Source organism: Streptomyces sp. V3I7 (genome assembly GCF_030817495.1).
In the GTDB taxonomy this organism is placed as follows: Bacteria; Actinomycetota; Actinomycetes; order Streptomycetales; family Streptomycetaceae; genus Streptomyces.
On record NZ_JAUSZK010000001.1, the window covers coordinates 3,784,908 to 3,809,364 of the forward strand.

The window sequence follows — 24,457 nt, forward strand, 5'->3', positions numbered from 1 at the left end:
GGGCTTAGGGCTGCGGGGTCCAGGGCCGTGAGGCCGTGAGGTCCAGGGGTCCAGGGGTGCGGGGGCGCGGGGCGCGGGGCTCGGTGCCGCGGGGCCGTGAGGCCGTGAGGTCCAGGGCTGAGAGGCCGCGGGGCTGAGAGGCCGCGGGGCTTAGGGCTGCGGGGTCCAGGGCTGAGAGGCCGTGGGGTCCAGGGGCGCGGGGCGCGGGGCTGGGGGGTCCAGGTCTGAGGGACCGCGGGGTCGCGGAGCCCGGGGCTGAGGAGCTGCGGGGCCGTGGGGTCCAGGGCTGCGGGGTCCAGGGCTGCGGGGGCGCGGGGCGCGGGGCGCGGTGCCGCGGGGCCCACGGGTCGAGGGGTGCGGGGCACGTGCCGGGTGAATGTGTCACGCACCACCCTCCGCCGTCTCCGCCCCGTCCGCCGAACGCGCCCCGTTAGTCTTTCCCCGTGGCAGAACCAAAGGGCGTCGTCCGCATCCCGGACGCGAAGGTCGCGTTGTCGACGGCCTCCGTGTATCCGGAGTCGACGTCGACGGCCTTCGAGACCGCCGCGCGCCTCGGGTACGACGGCGTCGAGGTCATGGTGTGGACCGACCCGGTCAGCCAGGACATCGACGCGCTGCGCCGCCTCTCCGACCAGCACGGGATCCCGATCCTCGCCGTTCACGCCCCCTGTCTGCTGATCACCCAGCGCGTGTGGTCCACCGACCCGTGGACCAAGCTCCAGCGGGCGAAGTCGGCCGCCGAGAAGCTCGGCGCGAGCACCGTCGTCGTCCACCCGCCGTTCCGCTGGCAGCGGCAGTACGGCCGCGACTTCGTCGACGGCATCTGGCGGATGGCGGACGAGACGGACGTACGGTTCGCCGTCGAGAACATGTACCCGTGGCGCTACCGCGACCGCGAGATGCTCGCGTACGCCCCCGACTGGGACGTCACCAAGGACGACTACCGCCACTTCACGATCGACCTCAGCCACACGGCGACGGCCCGCACCGACGCCCTGCAGATGGTCGACCGCATGGGCGACCGGCTCGGCCACGTCCACCTCGCCGACGGCCGGGGCTCGGCCAAGGACGAGCACCTGGTCCCCGGCCGCGGCACCCAGCCCTGCGCCGAGCTGCTGGAGCGGCTCGCGCTGACCGGCTTCGACGGCCATGTCGTCATCGAGGTCAACACCCGGCGCGCGATGTCCAGCGCCGAGCGCGAGGCCGACCTGGCGGAGGCCCTGGCCTTCACCCGGCTCCACCTGGCCTCCGCGATGAAGGTGCCCGGGCCGTGACCGCCGCCAGCGCCGGTGCGCGCCGCCGTGGACGTCCCCCTCGTACGGAGTCCGCCGACACCCGGGACCGCATCCTGACCGCGGCCCGCGAGGAGTTCTCCGAGCGCGGCTACGAGAAGACGTCCGTCCGCGGCATCGCCAAGTCCGCCGGTGTCGACTCCGCCCTGGTCCACCACTACTTCGGCACCAAGGAACAGATCTTCGAGGCGGCGATCTCGGTCGCCTTCGCGCCCGCCCTGGACGCGCCGTCCGCGCTCGCCGACGGCCCCGTGGACGGGATCGGCGAGCGCCTGACCCGCTTCGTCTTCGGCATATGGGAGAACCCCACCACCCGCACGCCGCTGCTGGCCATCGTCCGCTCCGCCGTCACCAACGAGACCGCGGCCGCCGTCTTCCGCCGGCTCATCGCCTCCCAGCTGCTGCGCCGCATCGCCGTCCAGCTGGACCTCCCGGACGCGGAGCTGCGCGCCGAACTGGCGGCGGCCCAGCTGGTGGGGTGCGCGATGCTGCGGTACGTGATCAAGGTGGAGCCGCTGGCGTCGGCGGACGTGGAGCAGATCGTGGCCCGGGTGGCACCGGTGGTGCAGGGGCATCTGACGGGCGCCTGAGCCGACAGTCTCCGACTCGGTCTTCGGCTCCGTGAGCCGGCGATCGTCAACCTGTCCGTGAGCCGGCGATCGTCAACCCCACGCGCACGAGACCACCGTCCCGTATCCCGGACACATCGTCCCGGTCCCTGGATCACCGGCGTACCCTCGTCACCCATCAGGAGTCCGTGAACCCGCGATCGCACTCCCCGAACCGCGAAGGAGCGAGCGACGATGCCCGAGCTGAGGTCCCGCACAGTCACCCACGGCCGCAACATGGCGGGCGCCCGCGCCCTGATGCGCGCCTCGGGCGTACCCGGTGCGGACATCGGCCGGAAGCCGGTCATCGCGGTCGCCAACAGCTTCACCGAGTTCGTGCCGGGTCACACCCACCTGGCGCCGGTCGGCCGGATCGTCAGCGAGGCGATCACGGAGGCGGGCGGCATCCCGCGCGAGTTCAACACGATCGCCGTGGACGACGGCATCGCGATGGGCCACGGCGGCATGCTGTACAGCCTCCCCTCCCGCGATCTGATCGCCGACTCGGTCGAGTACATGGTCGAGGCCCACTGTGCCGACGCGCTGGTCTGCATCTCCAACTGCGACAAGATCACCCCGGGCATGCTCATGGCCGCCCTGCGCCTGAACATCCCGACGGTCTTCGTCTCCGGCGGCCCCATGGAGTCCGGCCGCGCCACGCTCGTCGACGGCACGGTCCGTACGCTCGACCTGGTCGACGCGATCTCCGACGCCGTCAACGACAAGATCTCGGACGAGGACATCCTCCGTATCGAGGAGAACGCCTGCCCGACCTGCGGGTCCTGTTCCGGCATGTTCACCGCCAACTCGATGAACTGCCTGACCGAGGCGATCGGCCTGTCCCTCCCCGGCAACGGCTCGGTCCTCGCCACGCACACCGCCCGCAGGCGGCTGTACGAGGACGCGGCCCGCACCGTCATGGACCTCACCCACCGCTACTACGACCAGGACGACGACTCGGTCCTGCCGCGCGGCATCGCCACCTTCGCGGCGTTCGAGAACGCGATGGCCCTGGACATTGCCATGGGCGGCTCCACCAACACGATCCTGCACCTGCTGGCCGCGGCCCAGGAGGCCGGCGTCCCCTTCGGCCTGGAGGAGATCGACGCCGTCTCCCGCCGGGTCCCCTGCCTCGCCAAGGTCGCGCCCAACGTCGCGAAGGACCGTACGTACTACATGGAGGACGTGCACCGCGCCGGCGGCATCCCCGCGCTGCTCGGCGAGCTGCACCGCGGCGGGCTGCTCAACGAGGACGTGCACGCCGTCCACAGCCCGTCCCTGTCCGACTGGCTCAAGACCTGGGACGTGCGCGGCGGTTCCCCCTCCCCGGAGGCGGTGGAACTGTGGCACGCGGCCCCCGGCTGCGTCCGCTCCGCCGAGGCCTTCTCCCAGTCCGAGCGCTGGGAGGCGCTGGACGAGGACGCGGAGGGCGGCTGCATCCGCAGCGTCGAGCACGCCTACTCCCAGGACGGCGGCCTGGCGGTCCTCAAGGGCAACCTCGCGGTCGACGGCTGCGTGGTGAAGACGGCCGGCGTCGACGAGTCGATCTGGACCTTCGAGGGCCCGGCGGTCGTCTGCGAGTCGCAGGAGGAGGCCGTCGAGAAGATCCTGGGCAAGCAGATCACCGACGGCGATGTGGTCGTCATCCGCTACGAGGGCCCCAAGGGCGGCCCCGGCATGCAGGAGATGCTCTACCCGACGTCCTTCCTCAAGGGCCGCGGTCTGGGCAAGACCTGCGCCCTGATCACCGACGGCCGCTTCTCCGGCGGCACTTCGGGCCTCTCCATCGGCCACGCGTCCCCCGAGGCCGCGGCCGGCGGCACCATCGCCCTCGTCGAGGACGGCGACCGCATCCGCATCGACATCCCGGGCCGCACGATCGAACTCCTCGTCGACGACACGGAACTGGCCCGCCGCGAGCAGGCGTTGTCCGGGCGGTACGCCCCGAAGAACCGCGACCGCAAGGTCACGGCGGCCCTGCGCGCCTACGCGGCGATGGCCACCAGCGCGGACAAGGGCGCGGTCCGCGACGTGACCAAACTGGGCTGACCACCCGGCGCCCCTTGCGCCACGACCCCTTGCGCCACGACCCCTCGGCTCACCAGGCCGAGGGGTCCCGCGCGTCCACGGCGAAGACGGTGCCGTCGGGGGTGGTGGCGTAGAGGTGGGTGGCGGTTCGGATGGGGGTGGGGAGGGCGGCCACGACTCCGCCCGGTCGCGCCGCCGGGTGCGGAGGCGTCTGTCCGGCGATCCGTCCCGTACGGGCGTCCACGGCGAGGAGCCGTCCGTCGCCGGCGCCGAAGTACACGTGCCGGTCGTCGGCGATCGGCGCCGAGCCCCGGCTCACCGACGTCTCCAGATGCCAGATCCGCTTCCCGGCGTCGGTGTCGAGGGCGTCCAGCGCCCCTCCGGCGTCCAGGAGGTAGACGACGGAGCCATGGACAGTGGCTTCGGCTCCCTCGCGACGGGCGGGAAGCCTCACCTCACGCGACGTCCTGGACCTCGGCGCGTAGCGCACGACGGCGGTCGTGGCGCCGTAGACCGGATCGGTGCGGAGGAAGAACAGGTCCCCGTCATGGGCGCCGACGGGCTTCAGGGCCCCCCTCAGCCGCGCGTCCCACCGCATGGCGCCGGTCGCGGGGTCCAGCGCGGTGACTCGGGTGCTGTTCCCGTCGGCCGACGTGCTCGTCGCGTACGCCAGCGGGCTGCCGGGGAGGAAGGCGAGCTGCGCCGCAGCATGGTTCGTCCGTACCTGCCACTTCGTGTCGCCCGACGCGCTGTCCACACCGGTGATGGTCCCGTCGGGGCGGACCAGCAGGAGCGTTCCGCCGGCGTACTTCAACCCGCTGTGCGCGGGCAGGTCCTGCTGCCATCGCGTCGCGCCGGAGGCGGGATCGACGGCCTCCACGTGCCGGCCCTCGTCCGTGACGAGCTGGACGAGCCCGCCCGAGAGGACGGGGGGCCTGCTCCAGCGGGCCTTGGTGATGTGGCGCCGCCACCGCACCTCGCCGTCAGCCGGGTCGAGCGCGAAGGCCGTCTCGGAGCGGCTGCACAGCAACTCACCTGCTCCATAGGCGCATCGGGACACCCCCGTGCCCTCGGTGACCGGGGTCGCGCGCCATGCGTCGAACGCGGCCGCCGTGATGCGGGGAGTGGTGCTCTTCGGCGACGGGCCGCCGCCGTTGAGCCAGTGGGCCGATGCGACCACCCCGGCCGCGACGGCGCCGAGTGCCCCCGTCACGAGGAGCACCCGCCTGCCCCGGCCCGGCACGGCCGCGCGTTCCGCCGGCTTCGCGCGGGGCTCCGGTTCGGTGCCGTCGTACGTCCGCTGCGCGGGTATGAACGGCTGGGTGTCCAACGAGGCCGAGGCAGACCGCAGTTCTCGCACCAGCTCGGCGGGGGTCGGACGGTCCTCCGGTTCCTTGGTGAGGCAGCGCCGCACCAGAGGAGCGATGCTCTCCGGTACGCCGGTCAGGTCGGGTTCGTCGTGGACGACCTGGTAGGCGACGACGTACGGACTGTCGGAGTCGAACGGCCCGCATCCCGTCGCCGCGTGGACGATCACCGACCCGAGCGCGAAGACATCGGCGGCCGGCCCGACGTCGCGCGGCCGCCGGAACTGCTCGGGCGCCATGAACGGCGGGGTACCGATCAACTTGCCGGTCTCGGTCCGCAGTTCGCTGTCCTTGGGCCGCGAGATACCGAAGTCGATGACCTTCGGCCCGTCCTCGGCGAGCAGCACGTTGCTCGGCTTCAGGTCCCGGTGCACGACCCCGACCCGGTGGATGTCGCGCAACGCCTCCGCGAGCCCGGCCATGAGCCGGCGTACCTGCTCCGTCGCCAGGGGACCGCTCTGCTTCACGTGGTCGGAGAGCGTCGGCCCGGGGATGAACTGCGTGGCCATCCAGGGGAGTTCGGCATCCGGATCGGCGTCGACGGCAGGCGCCGTGAAGGCACCGCTCACCCGCCGTGCCGCGGCCACCTCCTGCCGGAAGCGGCCTCTGAACTCGGGGTCCCTGGCGAACTGGGCATGGACGATCTTCACCGCGAGCTTCATCCCCGAGGCGCTGCGGGCCAGATGAACGACGCCCATGCCGCCCGACCCCAGCCGGGACTCCAGCTGGTAGTGACCGGCGTACTCGGGGAGTTCCGCTTCCGCGCCCGCCCCGACGTTTCCCTGTGTCGCCATGGGACCACCCCCGTGCTGTTCGTCCGCGTGCGCGACGCAGAGGGAGCCTAGTCGATGACACGTGCGAGGCAGAGGCGGCCTCACGGGGACTGTGTGCGAGAAGAGCACGCATGTTTCGATCTGCGTTTCGGGGGAATCAACGGGTCCCCATGACAGTCATGGGGTCAACGGGGGAGGTTTGTCATGTCTGTTGACCGCGCCGAAGAGGCCGTGAGAACCGAGTCGGATGAAGCCGCCGTGACGGCGACAGCCGATCGCTACTACGCGGTCGCCCCGGGCGTCCGCCTGAACGTCCGCAGCGGTCCCGGCACCAGCTACGGCATCGTCCGCGTCCTGGCCGAGGGCGCCAGGGTGCAGATCCGCTGCCAGACGCCGGGCTCGACGGTGTCCGGCCCGTACGGCACGTCGAGCATCTGGGACAACATCGGCAACGGCGAGTTCGTGTCGGATGCCTACGTCCAGACCGGCAGCGACGGCTACGTGGCCGACCGCTGCTCCTGACCCCCACGCAGCCCGCTCACCCCACACCGCATAATCAACCGGTGAGCGACGCACCCGGCACCCAGGACACCCCTGCGGGCTCCGCCGGCGCGGCCCCCGGCGGGCCCCGTCCCGAGCCCCTCCGATTCTTCGGTACGTCCTGGGTGCACCGCGGCAGCGGCTACGCCGCCCGCCGGGTCGGCGTGGCCGTGGGCTCGCTCGGCGCGGCCGTCGCCGCGTGCCTCGTGCTGCGGTTCGCCTACGAGGGACTGCGGATCGCGGACACCGGCCCCTTCGTGGCCGTCCTGATCGTCACGATGTTCGCGATCTGCAGCGCGCTCGCCTTCCGCAACACCTGGCAGGGCTTCGGCGAACGCCCGGACCCCGCCCGCCAGGCGTCCCTCCGCGGCCTGCTCGCCATCGGCTTCGTCGGCTCGCTGATCGCGTACTTCCTCCGCTCCCTCACCGAGGCCCCCGGCGAGAAGCTCCACCGCGCCGAGTACGACAGCGCGCGCGAGCAGTACACCCGCCGCTCGGCCCGGCGCACGGGGAACCCGGCGAGGAAGAAGAGCCGGCGCTGAGCCGAGCCCCGGCCGCTGAAGCAGGGCCGGTCGAGTCGAGCCCCGGCCGCTGAAGCAGGGCCGGTCGTAGTCGACCCTCGGCCGCGCCGAGCGAGCCAACGTGCTGTTTTCTCTCCAGCCCTGTCGCAGCCGTCCCCTCCGCACCACGATGGCGGCATGACCACCACACCCCGGCCCCCGGCTGCCGACCGAGCCCACTCCTTCAACGCCGTCGCGGCCCAGTACGCCGCGAACCGGCCCTCCTACCCGCCCGCCCTCCTCGACACCGTCGAGGAGCTCGCCGGCCGCCCGCTCGCCGGGGCCCGGGTCGTGGACGTCGGCGCCGGCACCGGTATCGCGACCGCGCTCCTGCACGCCTTGGGCGCCGACGTGGTCGCGGTGGAGCCCGGCGCGGGCATGGCGGCCGAGTTCCGTCGCGCTCTGCCCGGCGTGCCCGTCGTCCGGGGCAGCGGCGATGCCCTCCCGATCGCCGACGCGGGCGCGGACTTCATCACGTACGCCCAGGCCTGGCACTGGACCGACCCGGCCCGCTCGGTGCCGGAGGTGCTGCGCGTCCTGCGTCCGGGCGGTGCGCTGGCGCTGTGGTGGAACACCAACGCCCTGGACGTCCCGTGGATCGCCGCGGGCGCCGAACGCGCCGGCTGCTTCTTCGGCGTCGACGTCGCCGCCGAGCAGCGCAAGGCCGCCGACGGCGCGGAGCGCGCCGACCCCAGCGGACGGCTCCGGTTCACCCGCCGCTCGGTCCGCTGGAGCCGCCGCGTCCCGATCGACACCCACCTCGCCAACATCGGAAGCCACTCGCTCCTGCTCGTCACCCCGGAGCAGGAGACAGCCGCCTTCTTCGAGGAGGAGCGCGCCCATCTGCTGAAGGCGTTCCCGGACGGCGTCGTCGAGGAGGTCTACGACGTCCTCCTGGTCGTCGCCCGCACCACCTGACCGCAACACCTGACCGGAGCGCCGTCCTCCGCCCGCGCCCCCGCCCGCGCCCCCCGTCCCACCCCAAGCCCCGCCCGGCAACACCCCAACTCCCCTGCCGCCGCCCCCTCCTGCCCGCACCCCGCTTGACGGCACTCCCCACCCGGAGCATTATTCACCGCATGATGAATTATTCGGCCGACCCACCTGAGCCCCCGGCCGTCAGCGCCTGTGCCCTCACCGTCGTACGCGGCCCCCGCACCGTCCTGCGCGCCCTCGACTTCACCGTGCCGCGCGGTCGGATCACCGGCCTGCTCGGCCCGTCGGGATGCGGCAAGTCGACCCTGATGCGCTCGATCGTCGGCGCCCAGGCCAAGGTCACCGGCACCCTGGACGTCCTCGGCCGCCCCGCCGGCCACCCCTCGCTGCGCACCCGCATCGGCTACGTCACCCAAGCCCCGTCCGTCTACGACGACCTGACCGTGCGCCAGAACCTCGACTACTTCGCCGCGATACTCGACCCCGGTGGCTCCGCCGCCGAGCGCCGCCGGGCCGACGTCGCCCGGGCCATCGCCGACGTCGACCTCATCGGCCACGCCGACGCCCTCGCGGGCAACCTCTCCGGCGGCCAGCGGGGCCGCGTCTCCCTCGCCGTGGCGCTCCTCGGCTCGCCCGAACTCCTCGTCCTCGACGAGCCCACCGTCGGCCTCGACCCGGTCCTGCGCCGCGACCTGTGGAACCTCTTCCACTCCATCGCCGCCAACCGCGGCGCCACCCTCCTCGTCTCCTCCCACGTCATGGACGAGGCCGAGCGCTGCCACCGGCTGCTGCTCATGCGCGAGGGCGAGATCCTCGCCGACGACACCCCGGACGCGCTGCGCACCCGTACCGGTGCCGAGACCGTCGAGGCGGCCTTCCTGCACCTGGTCGACGAGGCGGCCGCGGCGGGCCGCAGCAAGGAGACGACCCGATGAGCGAGATGAGGCCGGTGAGCCCGATGAGCCCGATGAGCACGACGACGCCTACGACTCCGAGCGCGACGACCGCACCCGCACCCGCCCCCACCCGCGCCCTGTCCCTCGCCCGTACCACGGCCACCGCGGGCCGCGTGCTGCGCCAGCTCCGCCACGACCCGCGGACGATCGCGCTGATGCTCCTCGTCCCGTGCGTGATGCTGATCCTGCTGCGTTACGTCTTCGACGGCAGCACGCAGGTCTTCGACAGCATCGGCGCCTCGCTGCTCGGGATCTTCCCGCTGATCACGATGTTCCTGGTCACGTCCATCGCCACCCTGCGCGAACGCACCTCGGGCACCCTCGAACGCCTCCTCGTGATGCCGCTGGGCAAGGCCGACCTCATCGCCGGCTACGCGCTCGCCTTCGGCACCATCGCGATCGTCCAGTCGGCGCTCGCCACCGGGCTGGCGGTCTGGGCCCTGGGCCTCGACGTCACCGGCTCGCCCTGGCTGCTCCTGCTGGTCGCCCTTCTCGACGCCCTGCTCGGCACGGCCCTGGGGCTGTTCGTCTCGGCCTTCGCGGCATCGGAGTTCCAGGCGGTCCAGTTCATGCCCGCGGTGATCTTCCCCCAGCTGCTCCTCTGCGGCCTCTTCACTCCCCGCTCCGACATGCACCCCGCCCTGGAGGCCGTCTCCGACGTCCTGCCGATGTCGTACGCGGTCGACGGCATGAACGAGGTCCTCCACCACACCGACATGACGGCCACCTTCGTCCGCGACGTCCTGATCGTGGCGTGCTGCGCCCTGCTGGTCCTGGTCCTCGGCGCGGCCACCCTGCGACGCCGGACACCCTGACGCCCGGGGGAGGGGGGGCGGATGCCCCGTAAGCAGGGGGGCGGGTCCGCCCACCGGACAACCCGCCCATAGCCCGCCCCGCCGGTGCGAGACTGAGCCGCATGAGCCAGAAAGTCGCAGTCCTCGGCACCGGCAAGATCGGCGAAGCCCTGCTCAGCGGAATGATCCGGGCCGGATGGGCCCCCGCCGACCTCCTCGTCACCGCCCGCCGCCCGGAACGCGCCGAAGAACTCCGCACCCGTCACGGAGTCACCCCGGTCAGCAACCCCGAGGCCGCCAAGACCGCCGACACCCTGATCCTCACGGTCAAGCCGCAGGACATGGGTGCCCTCCTGGACGAACTCTCCCCGCACATCCCCGCCGACCGCCTCGTCATCAGCGGCGCCGCCGGCATCCCCACCTCCTTCTTCGAGGAGCGCCTGGCCCCGGGCACGCCGGTCGTGCGCGTCATGACGAACACCCCCGCCCTCGTCGACGAGGCCATGTCCGTCATCTCCGCCGGCACCCACGCCACCGCCGAACACCTGGCCCACGCCGAGGAGATCTTCGGCGCGGTCGGCAAGACGCTGCGCGTCCCGGAGTCGCAGCAGGACGCCTGCACGGCCCTCTCCGGCTCCGGTCCGGCGTACTTCTTCTACCTGGTCGAGGCCATGACCGACGCCGGCATCCTCCTCGGCCTGCCCCGCGACAAGGCGCACGAACTCATCGTCCAGTCCGCGATCGGCGCCGCGGTGATGCTCCGCGACAGCGGCGAACACCCCGTCAAGCTCCGCGAGAACGTCACCTCTCCCGCGGGCACCACCATCAACGCCATCCGCGAACTGGAGAACCACGGCGTACGGGCCGCCCTCATCGCCGCCCTCGAAGCCGCCCGCGACCGCAGCCGCGAACTCGCCACCGGCAACAAGGACTGAGGACCTCCCGCACGGGGGCTCACCTCGCCGCGTCGACGATCTCCTTGTCCCCGCGCTCCTTCGCCCGCCACTTCACGGCCGCTACGGGAACCACCCCGCTGCGCTGGCTTCTCGACCAGCGCATCGCCGCCGCGCAGAAGCTCCTCGAACGCACCGACCTGCCCATGCCCGAGGTCGCCCGCCGCACGGGCTTCGGCAGCGAGGTCACGATGCGCCAGCACTTCGCATCGCGCCTCGCCACCAGCCCTCGCGCCTACCGCGTGGCGTTCGGCTCGGCCTCCTCCGCCACCGCGGGCAGCAGCCCGATCGCCCGGTAGGCGGCGTCGACCGTCGGCCGGGCCATCGCCCGCGCCCTCTCGGCGCCGTCCCGCAGGACCGCCTCAACATACGCGGGATCCGTGCACAGCTCCCGGTGCCTGTCCTGCACTGGCCTGAGCACCTCGACCACGGCCTCCGCGGTGTCCTTCTTCAGGGCGCCGTACGTCTCGTACTCACCGCTCAGCGCCTCCGGATCCCCACCCGTGCACGCCGCAAGGATCTCCAGCAGGTTCGCGATCCCCGGCTGCTCGGCCTGGTCGTAGACGACGCCCCGTCCGCTGTCGGTCACCGCCCGCATGATCTTCTTCCGCACGGTCTCCGGCTCGTCGAGCAGATAGACGATCCCCGGCCCCGAGTCGTCCGACTTCCCCATCTTCGACGTCGGCTCCTGAAGGTTCATGACCCGCGCGGCCACCCGGGGACTCGCCGTCCTGGGCACGACGAACGTGTGCCCGTACCGCTGGTTGAACCGCACCGCCAGATCCCGCGCCAGCTCCACGTGCTGCGCCTGGTCGTCCCCCACGGGCACCTCGTCCGTCCCGTACGCCAGGATGTCCGCCGCCATCAGCGCCGGATACGTCAGCAGCGACAGCCGTACGCTCCCGCCCCGCTCCCGCTCGCGCGCGGACTTCTCCTTGTACTGGATCATCCGCCGCATCTCGCCGTCGGTCGCCACGCACTCCAGCACGTACGAGAGCCGCGCGTGCTCGTCCACATGACTCTGTACGAACACGGTGCACAGCTTCGGATCGAGCCCCGTCGCCAGCAGCAGCGTCGCGTCCTGCCGGGTGAGCCGACGCACTCGCGCGGGATCGTGGTCGACGGTCAGCGCGTGCAGATCGACGATGCAGAACAAGGCGTCCGACTGGTACTGGTCCACATCGGCCCACCGCCGTATGGCTCCCAAGTAGTTCCCCAGCGTCAGGTGCCCGGTCGGCTTGATCCCGCTGAAGACCCGTGTCATCTCTTCTCCATCCCTGGTAGAGCTCCTGGCCGGGCCGCCCGCCCCGGCCGGCCGGCTCCCAGGGCTCTGGAGGGAGAAACGAGAAGCGGCCGCCGAGGGGGCGGCCGCTGAAGTGCATACGTGCGTGCGGCCGCCGTCAGGCGGCCCACCACTGCTGGGTGCACGTACGTGTCATCACGGAGCCCACAGTACTCCGGAAGGAGATCTTCCGGATGGGGGTTGACACACCCCGCCGGGGTGCGTAGTGTTCTCCGAGTTGTCCGACGTGAGCGCCGACTCCAGTCGGTCCCCGGACAGCCACTTCCGCAAGTACGAGCCAACAATCGGCGATCCGTCGTCGTGCCTTTGGCGTGCGTATTTGCGAAATGAGGAATCCGCGTTCGAAAGAACGCAGGCACCGATTAGCAGTCGGGGCCGGGAATCCGCTAAAGTCTCACTCGTCGGAACGGCCGCAGGGCCGGGAAGGCGAACCCCGCTGACTGGGGGTCAGACACCGAAAAGGATCTGATAGAGTCGGAACCGCCGGAAAGGGAAACGCGAGAGCGAGAACCTGGAAAGCACCGAGGAAATCGGATCGGAAAACGGTCTGATAGAGTCGGAAACGCAAGACCGAAGGGAAGCGCCCGGAGGAAAGCCCGAGAGGGTGAGTACAAAGGAAGCGACCGTTCCTTGAGAACTCAACAGCGTGCCAAAAGTCAACGCCAGATATGTTGATACCCCGTCCGTCGGAAGATTCCGATGGTCGAGGTTCCTTTGAAATAACACAGCGAGGACGCTGTGTGCGAGGGGACTATTCCTCCTCTCGCACCGCTCTCGTGGTGTTCATCCCGATTACGGGAAAACATTCACGGAGAGTTTGATCCTGGCTCAGGACGAACGCTGGCGGCGTGCTTAACACATGCAAGTCGAACGATGAAGCCCTTCGGGGTGGATTAGTGGCGAACGGGTGAGTAACACGTGGGCAATCTGCCCTTCACTCTGGGACAAGCCCTGGAAACGGGGTCTAATACCGGATAACACTGCGGATCGCATGATCTGCGGTTAAAAGCTCCGGCGGTGAAGGATGAGCCCGCGGCCTATCAGCTTGTTGGTGAGGTAATGGCTCACCAAGGCGACGACGGGTAGCCGGCCTGAGAGGGCGACCGGCCACACTGGGACTGAGACACGGCCCAGACTCCTACGGGAGGCAGCAGTGGGGAATATTGCACAATGGGCGAAAGCCTGATGCAGCGACGCCGCGTGAGGGATGACGGCCTTCGGGTTGTAAACCTCTTTCAGCAGGGAAGAAGCGAAAGTGACGGTACCTGCAGAAGAAGCGCCGGCTAACTACGTGCCAGCAGCCGCGGTAATACGTAGGGCGCAAGCGTTGTCCGGAATTATTGGGCGTAAAGAGCTCGTAGGCGGCTTGTCACGTCGATTGTGAAAGCTCGGGGCTTAACTCCGAGTCTGCAGTCGATACGGGCTAGCTAGAGTGTGGTAGGGGAGATCGGAATTCCTGGTGTAGCGGTGAAATGCGCAGATATCAGGAGGAACACCGGTGGCGAAGGCGGATCTCTGGGCCATTACTGACGCTGAGGAGCGAAAGCGTGGGGAGCGAACAGGATTAGATACCCTGGTAGTCCACGCCGTAAACGGTGGGAACTAGGTGTTGGCGACATTCCACGTCGTCGGTGCCGCAGCTAACGCATTAAGTTCCCCGCCTGGGGAGTACGGCCGCAAGGCTAAAACTCAAAGGAATTGACGGGGGCCCGCACAAGCGGCGGAGCATGTGGCTTAATTCGACGCAACGCGAAGAACCTTACCAAGGCTTGACATACACCGGAAAGCATTAGAGATAGTGCCCCCCTTGTGGTCGGTGTACAGGTGGTGCATGGCTGTCGTCAGCTCGTGTCGTGAGATGTTGGGTTAAGTCCCGCAACGAGCGCAACCCTTGTCCCGTGTTGCCAGCAGGCCCTTGTGGTGCTGGGGACTCACGGGAGACCGCCGGGGTCAACTCGGAGGAAGGTGGGGACGACGTCAAGTCATCATGCCCCTTATGTCTTGGGCTGCACACGTGCTACAATGGCCGGTACAATGAGCTGCGATACCGTGAGGTGGAGCGAATCTCAAAAAGCCGGTCTCAGTTCGGATTGGGGTCTGCAACTCGACCCCATGAAGTCGGAGTCGCTAGTAATCGCAGATCAGCATTGCTGCGGTGAATACGTTCCCGGGCCTTGTACACACCGCCCGTCACGTCACGAAAGTCGGTAACACCCGAAGCCGGTGGCCCAACCCCTTGTGGGAGGGAGCTGTCGAAGGTGGGACTGGCGATTGGGACGAAGTCGTAACAAGGTAGCCGTACCGGAAGGTGCGGCTGGATCACCTCCTTTCTAAGGAGCACTTCTTACCGGGCTTGCCCGGTCAGAGGCCAGATCATCAGCGAACGTCTGATGCTGGTTGCTCATGGGTGGAACGTTGACTATTCGGCCGGGACCCTGGGTCGGAGGCTGCTAGTACTGCTCGCAAGAGTGTGGAACGCATGATCTTCGGACGGGGGCTTGGCCGGGCACGCTGTTGGGTGTCTGAGGGAATGATCTTCTCCTCAGTCGCCGGCCCCAGTGCACTCACCGGTTTGTCTGGTGGGGTGATGGGTGGCTGGTCGTTGTTTGAGAACTGCACAGTGGACGCGAGCATCTGTGGCCAAGTTTTTAAGGGCGCACGGTGGATGCCTTGGTACCAGGAACCGATGAAGGACGTGGGAGGCCACGATAGTCCCCGGGGAGCCGTCAACCAGGCTTTGATCCGGGGGTTTCCGAATGGGGAAACCCGGCAGTCGTCATGGGCTGTCACCCGCTGCTGAACACATAGGCAGTGTGGAGGGAACGCGGGGAAGTGAAACATCTCAGTACCCGCAGGAAGAGAAAACAACCGTGATTCCGGGAGTAGTGGCGAGCGAAACCGGATGAGGCCAAACCTACGACGTGTGAGACCCGGCAGGGGTTGCGTCGTGGGGGTTGTGGGATCTCTCTTTCACAGTCTGCCGGCTGTGAGACGAGTCAGAAACCGTTGATGTAGACGAAGGACATGCGAAAGGTCCGGCGTAGAGGGTAAGACCCCCGTAGTCGAAACGTCAGCGGCTCGTTTGAGAGACACCCAAGTAGCACGGGGCCCGAGAAATCCCGTGTGAATCTGGCGGGACCACCCGCTAAGCCTAAATATTCCCTGGTGACCGATAGCGGATAGTACCGTGAGGGAATGGTGAAAAGTACCGCGGGAGCGGAGTGAAATAGTACCTGAAACCGTGTGCCTACAAGCCGTGGGAGCGTCGGAAGCACTTTGGTGCTTCTCGTGACTGCGTGCCTTTTGAAGAATGAGCCTGCGAGTTTGCGGTGTGTTGCGAGGTTAACCCGTGTGGGGAAGCCGTAGCGAAAGCGAGTCCGAACAGGGCGATTCAGTAGCACGCTCAAGACCCGAAGCGGAGTGATCTAGCCATGGGCAGGTTGAAGCGGAGGTAAGACTTCGTGGAGGACCGAACCCACCAGGGTTGAAAACCTGGGGGATGACCTGTGGTTAGGGGTGAAAGGCCAATCAAACTCCGTGATAGCTGGTTCTCCCCGAAATGCATTTAGGTGCAGCGTCGTGTGTTTCTTGCCGGAGGTAGAGCACTGGATAGGCGATGGGCCCTACCGGGTTACTGACCTTAGCCAAACTCCGAATGCCGGTAAGTGAGAGCACGGCAGTGAGACTGTGGGGGATAAGCTCCATGGTCGAGAGGGAAACAGCCCAGAGCATCGACTAAGGCCCCTAAGCGTACGCTAAGTGGGAAAGGATGTGGAGTCGCACAGACAACCAGGAGGTTGGCTTAGAAGCAGCCACCCTTGAAAGAGTGCGTAATAGCTCACTGGTCTAGTGATTCCGCGCCGACAATGTAGCGGGGCTCAAGCGTACCGCCGAAGTCGTGTCATTCATACAATAAGCCCCAACGGGTGTATGGATGGGTAGGGGAGCGTCGTGTGCCGGGTGAAGCAGCCGCGGAAGCGAGTTGTGGACGGTTCACGAGTGAGAATGCAGGCATGAGTAGCGATACACACGTGAGAAACGTGTGCGCCGATTGACTAAGGGTTCCTGGGTCAAGCTGATCTGCCCAGGGTAAGTCGGGACCTAAGGCGAGGCCGACAGGCGTAGTCGATGGATAACCGGTTGATATTCCGGTACCCGCTGTGAAGCGTCAAACATCGAGCATCGTGATGCTAAGGCCGTGAAGCCGTTCCGGACCCTTCGGGGAAAGGAAAGTGGTGGAGCCGCCGGCCCAAGCGGTTAGTAGGTGAGTGATGGGGTGACGCAGGAAGGTAGTCCAGCCCGGGCGATGGTAGTCCCGGGGTAAGGGTGTAGGACGGTGTGTAGGCAAATCCGCACACCATGAGTCTGAGACCTGATGCCGAGCCGATTGTGGTGAAGTGGATGATCCTATGCTGTCGAGAAAAGCCTCTAGCGAGTTTCATGGCGGCCCGTACCCTAAACCGACTCAGGTGGTCAGGTAGAGAATACCGAGGCGTTCGGGTGAACTATGGTTAAGGAACTCGGCAAAATGCCCCCGTAACTTCGGGAGAAGGGGGGCCATCACTGGTGAGAGCACTTGCTGCTCGAGCTGGGGGTGGCCGCAGAGACCAGCGAGAAGCGACTGTTTACTAAAAACACAGGTCCGTGCGAAGCCGTAAGGCGATGTATACGGACTGACGCCTGCCCGGTGCTGGAACGTTAAGGGGACCGGTTAGTGCGCTTTCGGGCGTGCGAAGCTGAGAACTTAAGCGCCAGTAAACGGCGGTGGTAACTATAACCATCCTAAGGTAGCGAAATTCCTTGTCGGGTAAGTTCCGACCTGCACGAATGGCGTAACGACTTCTCGACTGTCTCAACCATAGGCCCGGTGAAATTGCACTACGAGTAAAGATGCTCGTTTCGCGCAGCAGGACGGAAAGACCCCGGGACCTTTACTACAGTTTGATATTGGTGTTCGGTTCGGCTTGTGTAGGATAGCTGGGAGACTTTGAGCACGGCACGCCAGTGTCGTGGGAGTCGTCGTTGAAATACCAGTCTGGTCGTGCTGGATGTCTAACCTGGGTCCGTGATCCGGATCAGGGACAGTGTCTGATGGGTAGTTTAACTGGGGCGGTTGCCTCCTAAAGAGTAACGGAGGCGCCCAAAGGTTCCCTCAGCCTGGTTGGTAATCAGGTGTTGAGTGTAAGTGCACAAGGGAGCTTGACTGTGAGACCGACGGGTCGAGCAGGGACGAAAGTCGGGACTAGTGATCCGGCGGTGGCTTGTGGAAGCGCCGTCGCTCAACGGATAAAAGGTACCCCGGGGATAACAGGCTGATCTTCCCCAAGAGTCCATATCGACGGGATGGTTTGGCACCTCGATGTCGGCTCGTCGCATCCTGGGGCTGGAGTCGGTCCCAAGGGTTGGGCTGTTCGCCCATTAAAGCGGTACGCGAGCTGGGTTTAGAACGTCGTGAGACAGTTCGGTCCCTATCCGCTGTGCGCGTAGGAATATTGAGAAGGGCTGTCCCTAGTACGAGAGGACCGGGACGGACGAACCTCTGGTGTGCCAGTTGTCCTGCCAAGGGCATGGCTGGTTGGCTACGTTCGGGAGGGATAACCGCTGAAAGCATCTAAGCGGGAAGCCTGCTTCGAGATGAGTATTCCCACCTCCTTGAGAGGGTAAGGCTCCCAGTAGACGACTGGGTTGATAGGCCAGATATGGAAGCCCGGTAACGGGTGGAGTTGACTGGTACTAATAGGCCGAGGGCTTGTCCTCAGTTGCTCGCGTCCACTGTGTTGGTTCTGAAACCACGAACAGCCCCACGTTTCACAGAGCGTGGTCTGGTTGTCAGTTTCATAGTGTTTCGGTGGTCATAGCGTGAGGGAAACGCCCGGTTACATTCCGAACCCGGAAGCTAAGCCTCACAGCGCCGATGGTACTGCAGGGGGGACCCTGTGGGAGAGTAGGACGCCGCCGAACTATTGTTGAGAAAACCCCCGTGCCGGGATATCGGTACGGGGGTTTTCTGCGTTTGCGGGACATTTGGAGGGTCTGTTCAGCGCCGGTCCGGGGCCCTACTCTCGCCGGCATGGCTGATGTGCTGCGGCGCGGCAGGGTTTCGTTGGCGTTCGGCTTCTTCGCGCAGGGGGCCACCTTCGCCCTGCTGGTGACGCGGATCCCGGCCATCCAGGACCGCTACGGCGTCTCCGACGCGCTGCTGCCCGCCTTCCTCGCCGCCGTGCCGGTTCTGGCCGGGCTCGGGAGCGTGTCGGCCGAGCAGCTGGTGAAGCGTGTGAGGGCGAGCCGGCTGCTGCGGTGGTCCCAGCCGGTCGTGCTGCTGGCGCTGCTCGGGGTCGGCGCGGGCGCGGGACTGGCGGGGCTGGCGGTGGCCCTGGGCGTCTTCGGGCTGGCCGTGGGGGTGCTGGATGCCTCGATGAACATGCTCGGGGTGAGCCTTCAACGGGCGTACGGGCGCAGCATCATGCTCGGGTTCCATGGCGCGTACAGCCTGGGCGGGATCGTGGGGGCCTCGCTGGCATGGGCCGGGGCGCACTGGCAGCTCGCGCTGTGGGTGGCGTATCTGCCAGTGGTGCTCGTGCTGCTGCCGGCGGTGTTGGTGGGGAGCCGGTGGTACGTCGACGGGGAGGGCGCGGCGGGGGCCGGGTCGGAGGGCGGTGGGGGTTTCGGGTTCGGCTGGCTGTTGCCGCTGTGTCTGGTGATGACCTTCGCGTACATCGGGGACTCGACGGTCTCCAACTGGAGTGCCAAGTACCTGGACGACGTGCTGGGGAGCTCCGAGCAGCTGGCGACGGTTCCGTACAACGTCTACATGGTGACCATGCTGGTGGGGCGGGGCGTCGGGGATCTGGGGGTACGGCGGTTCGGGGCCGCGGCGGTCGTGCGGGCGGGGGCGTTGGTGGCGGCGCTCGGGTTCGCGGTGGTGGCCGGGGCGTCCGGGGCGTGGGTGGGGATGGCCGGGTTCATGCTGCTGGGGTTCGGGTTGTGCGTGCTGGTGCCGCAGACGTTCGCGGCGGCGGGGCGGCTGGCCGTGGAGCGGCACGGGTCGGCGGCCTCGGACGCGGCGGTCGCTCGGCTGAACGTCTTCAACTACGTCGGTTTCCTGGTCGGTTCGCCGTTGGTGGGAGCGGTGGGGGAGGCGTGGAGCTATCGCGGGGCGATGCTCGTACCGATGGTGTTGGTGCTGGCGACGCTGGTGTGCGCGCGTTCGTTCGGCGCTCAACCGGACCGATACGGTGGCGGGCATGAGCGGCCGCGCACAGCTGATGTGGGACGAGGCAGTAACGGGCTATGACTTCGGCCCGGACCATCCGATGGATCCGGTCCGGCTGACGCTGACCCGGGGGCTGGTCAGCGCCCTCGGACTCGATCGCGAGGTGGACGTCGTCGCCGCGCGGCCGGCCGGGGACTCGACGCTGCGGCTGGTCCACCGGCAGGACTACATCGACGCGGTGAAGGCCGCGTCGGCGGATCCGGGGGCGGCGGACGGGTCGTACGGGCTGGGGACGATGGACGACCCGGCGTTCGCCGGGATGCACGAGGTGTCCGCGCTGATCGCCGGGCTGTCGGTGGGGGCGGCGGAGGCGGTGTGGCGCGGGGACGTGGCGCACGCGGTGAACTTCGCGGGCGGGCTGCATCATGCGATGCCCGGGGGTGCGTCGGGGTTCTGCGTGTACAACGACGCGGCCTTGGCCGTGGCGCGGCTGCTGGAGTTGGGGGCCGAGCGGGTCGCGTACGTGGACGTCGACGTGCATCACGGGGACGGGGTACAGGCGGCGTTCTGGGAGGACCCGCGGGTGCTCACGATCTCGTTGCACGAGCATCCGCGGACGCTGTTCCCGCAGACCGGGTGGCCGGAGGAGACCGGGGCCGGGGCGGGAGAGGGTTCGGCGGTGAACGTGGCGCTGCCGGCGGGGACGGGGGACGCGGGGTGGTTGCGGGCGTTCCACGCGGTGGTGCCGGAGCTGCTGGCGGAGTTCCGGCCGCAGGTGCTGGTGACGCAGCACGGGGCCGATACACACTTCGAGGATCCGCTCGCTCATCTCGCCGTGTCCTTGGACGCGCAGCGGGCGGTGCAGCTGGCGTGCCATGAGCTGGCGCATGCCTGTGCGGAGGGGCGGTGGGTGGCGCTCGGTGGGGGCGGGTACGAGGTGGTGGACGTCGTGCCGCGGTCGTGGGCGCACCTGGTGGGGATCGCGGCGGGAAGGCCGGTGGCGCCGGAGACGCTGGTTCCCGAGGGGTGGCGGCAGGAAGTGTTCGCGCGCACGCGGCAGTTGGGGCCGGGGCGGATGACGGATGGGCGGTGGCCGGTGTCGTGGACGTCCTGGGACGAGGGCTACGATCCCGCTGACCGCTTGGACCAGGCGGTACTGGCTACGCGCCGGGCGGCGTTCCCGCTGCGGGGTCTGTTGCCGTAGGAGACTTCGCCGTCCCCGTATCGGCCTGAACGGCCTCGTCCTCAAGCGCCGGACCGGCTGGGGGTGGCCTCCGTTACGCCAACTGTGCAGACTTTCCCCGTTTCCGAGGTCCGGCCCCTTCCAATCCGCCAGCATCGCTTGGGTGTTGAGCACCGGGGAATTGCGGGCCCATCTGATTGCGGCTCGGTTGGCTGGGCGGGTGGCTACGGCGCGGGAGGTGAGTCTGCGGAGTTATCGGCTCTTCGCGGCTCGGGACCCTCGTGTGCTGATCGGGATCGATCCCGAATGGGTATGGGGACAGCGGGATCTGATCGGGTTGATGGCGGACAAGTGCGGGGTTTCGGCTGACCCCAGGGATACATCCGGTCATGATGTGATCGATCCTGAGCGGACGTTGGCCGCGCTGGACGCCTTCGCCGAGCGGATCGGGGTCGCGGCGCGGCGGGGGACACCCGTGTTGTTCGGGACCGGGCACCCGCACCGTCTGACCGGGTTCTACGCCGCCTTGGCAGACGCGTTGTCGGCGGCGGGATGTGATGTCCTCACCCCCGCGCAGGGCCGCCGTGTCGACATAACGACCCGGTTCGGTCTACGTACGCACAGCCTCGACTACGTACGAGGCGTTGCCCTCGTCCGCGAAGCCGGTCTCGGGCGCCCCGCTGGTGAGCCCGGCGCACACACGCACTCACCGCTCCCGGTTCGTACCGTGCTGGCCGCCGTGGCCGAGGCCGGCGGGCCGTTGCCGGAGCTCGTGGTGGGAGACCACGGGTGGGTCTGCGGAGCAGGTCAGCTGGGGTTCGAGGCCATGGGGCTGGCGGATACGGATGACCCCGCGCTCTTCGTGGGGGAGGCCGAGGGGTCCGTGTCCGTCGTCGTTCCACTTGATGATGGTGTGCGGTCGGCTTACTACCGTCCGATTACCCGCTACGTACTCAATCGAGCGTGTCTGTCACAGTAGGCCGCCGATGGGTGCACCTCTTCCCCACTCGCATCACCCGCCCCTACATTGGGGAGTGAGCACGCAACGACGAAGAGTCACCGGAAGGGGAAGCCGGTGGCCGTCGAGTGCGGAAGGTTCAGGTGTGTCATGGCTGCAGCTGGCGAGAGGCCTCTGAACGAGGTTCAGTTCCTTACCGTGGCGGAGGTCGCCTCGGTGATGCGAGTGTCGAAGATGACCGTGTACCGCCTGGTGCACAGCGGTCATCTGCCCGCGATCCGGGTGGGGCGGTCCTTCCGCGTCCCCGAGCAAGCGGTGCACGAGTACCTCCGTGAGAGCTATGTGGGGGTGGAGACGGCCTGACGGCGGCTCCGGGTGATCGCCGGGAAGGCGCCGATGATCTCCCCGGGAACCTCGATTACGACCTCAGCGCTCGGGCGGGTAGGCTAGCCCCTCGTAGGTCGTATGGGCCCATGGCGCCCAGCACCGAGTGATGAGAAGTGAGCGAGGGTAGTCGTGGGCTCTGTTATCAAGAAGCGGCGCAAGCGGATGGCCAAGAAGAAGCACCGCAAGCTGCTCAAGCGCACGCGCGTTCAGCGCCGTAACAAGAAGTAATACGGCGTTCGAGCCGTCTGTGGCCCCCCACCGCACCGGTGGGGGGCCACACGCTTTTCCGGACCGCCTGATCCCATACGGGCCCTTTCGTCACTTCATGCATCGGGTGGTCATCACAGCGCAACATCGATTCGCTAAGTTGGCCCGCAGACGGGCAACGGAGGGAAGGCGCTGATCTTGGGGAACGTCGTGCTGGTGACCGGAGTGGCCCGTCAGCTGGGGGGCCGGTTCGTCCGGCGGATCCAGCGTGACCCACGGGTGGAGCGGGTCGTCGCCGTGGACGCGCTGCCGCCCGAGCACCCGCTGGGCGACGCCGACTTCGTCCAGGCCGACATCCGGCAGCCCACCATCGCGCGGGTGCTCGCCGAGACGGGCGCCGACACGGTCGTCCACCTGGACGTGACCGGCACCGCGCTGGGCAGCGGCAGCCGGAGCACGGTCAAGGAGACCAACGTCATCGGCACCATGCAGCTGCTCGGGGCGTGCCAGAAGTCCCCGGCGGTCAAGCGGCTGGTGATCAAGTCCAGTACGAACGTGTACGGTTCCGCGTCCCGCGACCCCGCCGTGTTCACCGAGACCACGCCCGCCAAGTCGCTGCCGAGCGGCGGCTTCGCCAAGGACGCGGTCGAGGTCGAGGGGTACGTACGGGGATTCGCGCGGCGCCGGCCGGACGTGGCCGTCTGCGTGCTGAGGTTCGCCAACATCCTCGGGCCGGCCGCGGAGACGCCGCTCGCCGCGTACTTCTCGCTGCCGGTCCTGCCGACGGTCCTCGGCTACGACCCGCGGCTGCAGTTCGTGCACGAGGACGACGTGATCGAGGTGCTGCGGATCGCCGCGAACGAGCCGGAGCGCGGCACGCTCAACAGCGGCACCTTCAACATCGCGGGCGACGGCGCGCTGTTGCTGTCGCAGTGCGCGCGGCGGCTCGGGCGGCCCACCGTGCCGATGCTGCTGCCGGCGCTCACCTGGGCCGGCTCCCTGGTGCGGATGCTCGGGGTGACGGACTTCTCGCCCGAGCAGATCCGGCTGCTCACCCACGGCCGGGTCGTGGCGACGGACCAGATGCGCGAGACGCTGGGCTTCCGGCCGGGATTCACGACCGCGGAGACGTTCGCGGACTTCGCGCGCAGCCGCGGCCCCGGGCTGCTGCCGCCGGAGGCCGTCGCTGGGGCCGTCGACCGGCTCGCCGCGCTCTCCGTGCCGGGCAGCGCCCTTCCGGCGCAGAGCGCCGACTGAGCGTCAATCCAGGACCGACCGAGGACCGACCGAGGACCGACCGAGGATCGATCGAGGACCGACCGAGGGTCAATTGAGGAGCGCATCAACGATGGCGGACGCCAAGGTCATTCCGTTCGACGACGACCGCTCCCGCGGGAGCGCCGTCCCGCGGCCGCAGCGGCGCCGAGGCACGGGGCGCCTGCGTGGGGGCGGGGACGTACAGCCCCTGCCCGGCCGGTTCCCGGCGCAGGACGCGGGGCACGTGAACGGTGTGGAACAGCAGGGACGGGACGAGAGCGGGCCGGACGACGGCGGGCTGGAGCAGCGGGTGGCGAGCGGACTCGCCTTCCTGCGGCGGCGCCTGACCGGCGACTACGACGTCGACGACTTCGGCTACGACGAGGAACTCACCGACCAGGTCCTGATGTCGCTGCTGCGGCCGGTGTACGAGAAGTACTTCCGGGTCGAGGTGAAGGGCATCGAGAACATCCCGTCCGACGGCGGTGCCCTGATCGTCGCCAACCACTCCGGGACGCTCCCGCTGGACGGGCTGATGATGCAGGTCGCCGTGCACGACCACCACCTGGCGGGGCGTCATCTGCGGCTCCTCGCCGCGGACCTGGTCTTCGTGCTGCCGGTGGTCAACGAGCTCGCCCGGAAGCTGGGGCACACCCTGGCGTGCGCGGAGGACGCCGAGCGGCTGCTCGGGGCGGGGGAGTTGGTCGGGGTGATGCCCGAGGGCTTCAAGGGCATCGGCAAGCCCTTCGGCGAGCGCTACAAGCTCCAGCGGTTCGGCCGGGGCGGCTTCGTCTCCACGGCGCTGCGCAAGGGCGCGCCGATCATCCCGTGCTCGATCGTCGGGGCCGAGGAGATCTACCCGATGATCGGCAACGCGAAGACGCTGGCGCGGCTGCTGGGTTTTCCGTACTTCCCGATCACGCCCACCTTCCCCTGGCTCGGCCCGCTCGGCGCGATCCCGCTGCCGACGAAGTGGACGATCCAGTTCGGCGAGCCGATCCCGACGGACGGCTACCCGCCGGAGGCCGCCGAGGACCCGATGCTGATGTTCAACCTGACCGACCAGGTCCGCGAACAGATCCAGCACACGCTCTACAAGCTGCTGGTGCAGCGGCGGTCGGTGTTCTTCTGAGCCGCACCGC

Annotated in this window: 18 protein-coding genes, 3 rRNA genes and 1 pseudogene; 20 read left to right on the top strand and 2 right to left on the bottom strand. The window is 68.3% G+C overall.

Annotation, left to right across the window (positions count from 1 at the left end; genetic code table 11):
• Positions 1–443 precede the first annotated feature (443 nt).
• From QFZ74_RS17745 to ilvD, 3 genes are all read left to right on the top strand, one after another.
• Positions 444–1,274, top strand: coding sequence for a sugar phosphate isomerase/epimerase (locus tag QFZ74_RS17745; protein WP_307621801.1), 831 nt, complete (start codon positions 444–446; stop codon positions 1,272–1,274).
• Positions 1,271–1,882, top strand: coding sequence for a TetR/AcrR family transcriptional regulator (locus QFZ74_RS17750; RefSeq protein WP_307621802.1), 612 nt, complete (start codon positions 1,271–1,273; stop codon positions 1,880–1,882). Before QFZ74_RS17745 ends, QFZ74_RS17750 begins: the two co-directional genes overlap by 4 nt.
• Positions 1,883–2,095: 213 nt before the next feature.
• Entirely contained in the window at positions 2,096–3,949 is a 1,854-nt protein-coding gene (gene ilvD, locus QFZ74_RS17755) for a dihydroxy-acid dehydratase (RefSeq protein ID WP_307621803.1), read from the top strand.
• Between the two features lie 49 nt (positions 3,950–3,998).
• On the opposite strand, the gene QFZ74_RS17760 is transcribed toward ilvD, so the two are convergent.
• Complete coding sequence (locus tag QFZ74_RS17760; RefSeq protein WP_307621804.1) at positions 3,999–6,089, bottom strand: serine/threonine-protein kinase; 2,091 nt, start codon at positions 6,087–6,089, stop codon at positions 3,999–4,001.
• Between the two features lie 183 nt (positions 6,090–6,272).
• Here QFZ74_RS17760 and QFZ74_RS17765 point away from each other — a divergent pair, with 183 nt between their 5' ends.
• The 7 genes and pseudogenes from QFZ74_RS17765 to QFZ74_RS17795 all read left to right on the top strand — a co-directional run.
• Positions 6,273–6,590 (top strand): SH3 domain-containing protein, encoded by a 318-nt coding sequence (locus tag QFZ74_RS17765; protein WP_307621805.1) that lies wholly within the window; start codon positions 6,273–6,275, stop codon positions 6,588–6,590.
• A gap of 41 nt (positions 6,591–6,631) precedes the next feature.
• Positions 6,632–7,150, top strand: a complete 519-nt coding sequence (locus QFZ74_RS17770; protein WP_307621806.1) for an EamA/RhaT family transporter — start codon at positions 6,632–6,634, stop codon at positions 7,148–7,150.
• 156 nt (positions 7,151–7,306) lie between these two features.
• The gene (locus QFZ74_RS17775) at positions 7,307–8,086 is read left to right on the top strand and encodes a class I SAM-dependent methyltransferase (protein WP_307621807.1); all 780 of its coding nucleotides are present in this window, start codon (positions 7,307–7,309) and stop codon (positions 8,084–8,086) included.
• Between the two features lie 161 nt (positions 8,087–8,247).
• Positions 8,248–9,039, top strand: a complete 792-nt coding sequence (locus tag QFZ74_RS17780) for an ABC transporter ATP-binding protein (RefSeq protein ID WP_307621808.1) — start codon at positions 8,248–8,250, stop codon at positions 9,037–9,039.
• 32 nt (positions 9,040–9,071) lie between these two features.
• On the top strand, positions 9,072–9,875 hold the full coding sequence (locus tag QFZ74_RS17785; protein ID WP_307624186.1) for an ABC transporter permease: 804 nt from the start codon (positions 9,072–9,074) through the stop codon (positions 9,873–9,875).
• Between the two features lie 101 nt (positions 9,876–9,976).
• Positions 9,977–10,789, top strand: coding sequence for a pyrroline-5-carboxylate reductase (proC, locus tag QFZ74_RS17790; protein WP_307621810.1), 813 nt, complete (start codon positions 9,977–9,979; stop codon positions 10,787–10,789).
• An 11-nt stretch (positions 10,790–10,800) separates the two neighbouring features.
• Positions 10,801–11,106, top strand: a pseudogene (locus QFZ74_RS17795) (helix-turn-helix domain-containing protein); the annotation flags it as partial.
• Here the strand turns inward: QFZ74_RS17795 and trpS are convergent.
• Complete coding sequence (gene trpS, locus QFZ74_RS17800) at positions 11,043–12,071, bottom strand: tryptophan--tRNA ligase (protein ID WP_307621811.1); 1,029 nt, start codon at positions 12,069–12,071, stop codon at positions 11,043–11,045. The pseudogene QFZ74_RS17795 and the gene trpS sit on opposite strands and share 64 nt — an antisense overlap.
• Positions 12,072–12,915: 844 nt before the next feature.
• On the opposite strand from trpS, the gene QFZ74_RS17805 reads away from it, so the two are divergent.
• The 10 genes from QFZ74_RS17805 (at position 12,916) to QFZ74_RS17850 (ending at position 24,447) form a co-directional block, all read left to right on the top strand.
• Positions 12,916–14,440: ribosomal RNA gene (locus tag QFZ74_RS17805) — 16S ribosomal RNA — on the top strand.
• Between the two features lie 308 nt (positions 14,441–14,748).
• A 23S ribosomal RNA gene (locus QFZ74_RS17810) occupies positions 14,749–17,867 on the top strand.
• Positions 17,868–17,954: 87 nt separating this feature from the next.
• Positions 17,955–18,071 (top strand): 5S ribosomal RNA (rrf, locus tag QFZ74_RS17815).
• Together the 16S, 23S and 5S rRNA genes form the textbook arrangement of a ribosomal RNA operon.
• A gap of 109 nt (positions 18,072–18,180) precedes the next feature.
• Positions 18,181–19,404 (top strand): MFS transporter, encoded by a 1,224-nt coding sequence (locus QFZ74_RS17820; RefSeq protein WP_307621812.1) that lies wholly within the window; start codon positions 18,181–18,183, stop codon positions 19,402–19,404.
• Positions 19,355–20,527 carry an acetoin utilization protein AcuC gene (locus QFZ74_RS17825; RefSeq protein ID WP_307621813.1) on the top strand — a complete coding sequence of 391 codons (1,173 nt, stop codon included), beginning with the start codon at positions 19,355–19,357 and terminating at the stop codon, positions 20,525–20,527. Before QFZ74_RS17820 ends, QFZ74_RS17825 begins: the two co-directional genes overlap by 50 nt.
• A 142-nt stretch (positions 20,528–20,669) precedes the next feature.
• Complete coding sequence (locus QFZ74_RS17830; protein WP_307621814.1) at positions 20,670–21,485, top strand: phosphatase; 816 nt, start codon at positions 20,670–20,672, stop codon at positions 21,483–21,485.
• Between the two features lie 129 nt (positions 21,486–21,614).
• Entirely contained in the window at positions 21,615–21,827 is a 213-nt protein-coding gene (locus tag QFZ74_RS17835; protein ID WP_004984898.1) for a helix-turn-helix domain-containing protein, read from the top strand.
• A gap of 153 nt (positions 21,828–21,980) precedes the next feature.
• Positions 21,981–22,079, top strand: a complete 99-nt coding sequence (locus QFZ74_RS17840; protein ID WP_003948845.1) for a 30S ribosomal protein bS22 — start codon at positions 21,981–21,983, stop codon at positions 22,077–22,079.
• 177 nt (positions 22,080–22,256) lie between these two features.
• Positions 22,257–23,315, top strand: coding sequence for an NAD-dependent epimerase/dehydratase family protein (locus QFZ74_RS17845; RefSeq protein ID WP_307621815.1), 1,059 nt, complete (start codon positions 22,257–22,259; stop codon positions 23,313–23,315).
• Positions 23,316–23,406: 91 nt separating this feature from the next.
• The gene (locus QFZ74_RS17850; RefSeq protein ID WP_307621816.1) at positions 23,407–24,447 is read left to right on the top strand and encodes a lysophospholipid acyltransferase family protein; all 1,041 of its coding nucleotides are present in this window, start codon (positions 23,407–23,409) and stop codon (positions 24,445–24,447) included.
• The last annotated feature ends 10 nt before the right edge of the window (positions 24,448–24,457 follow it).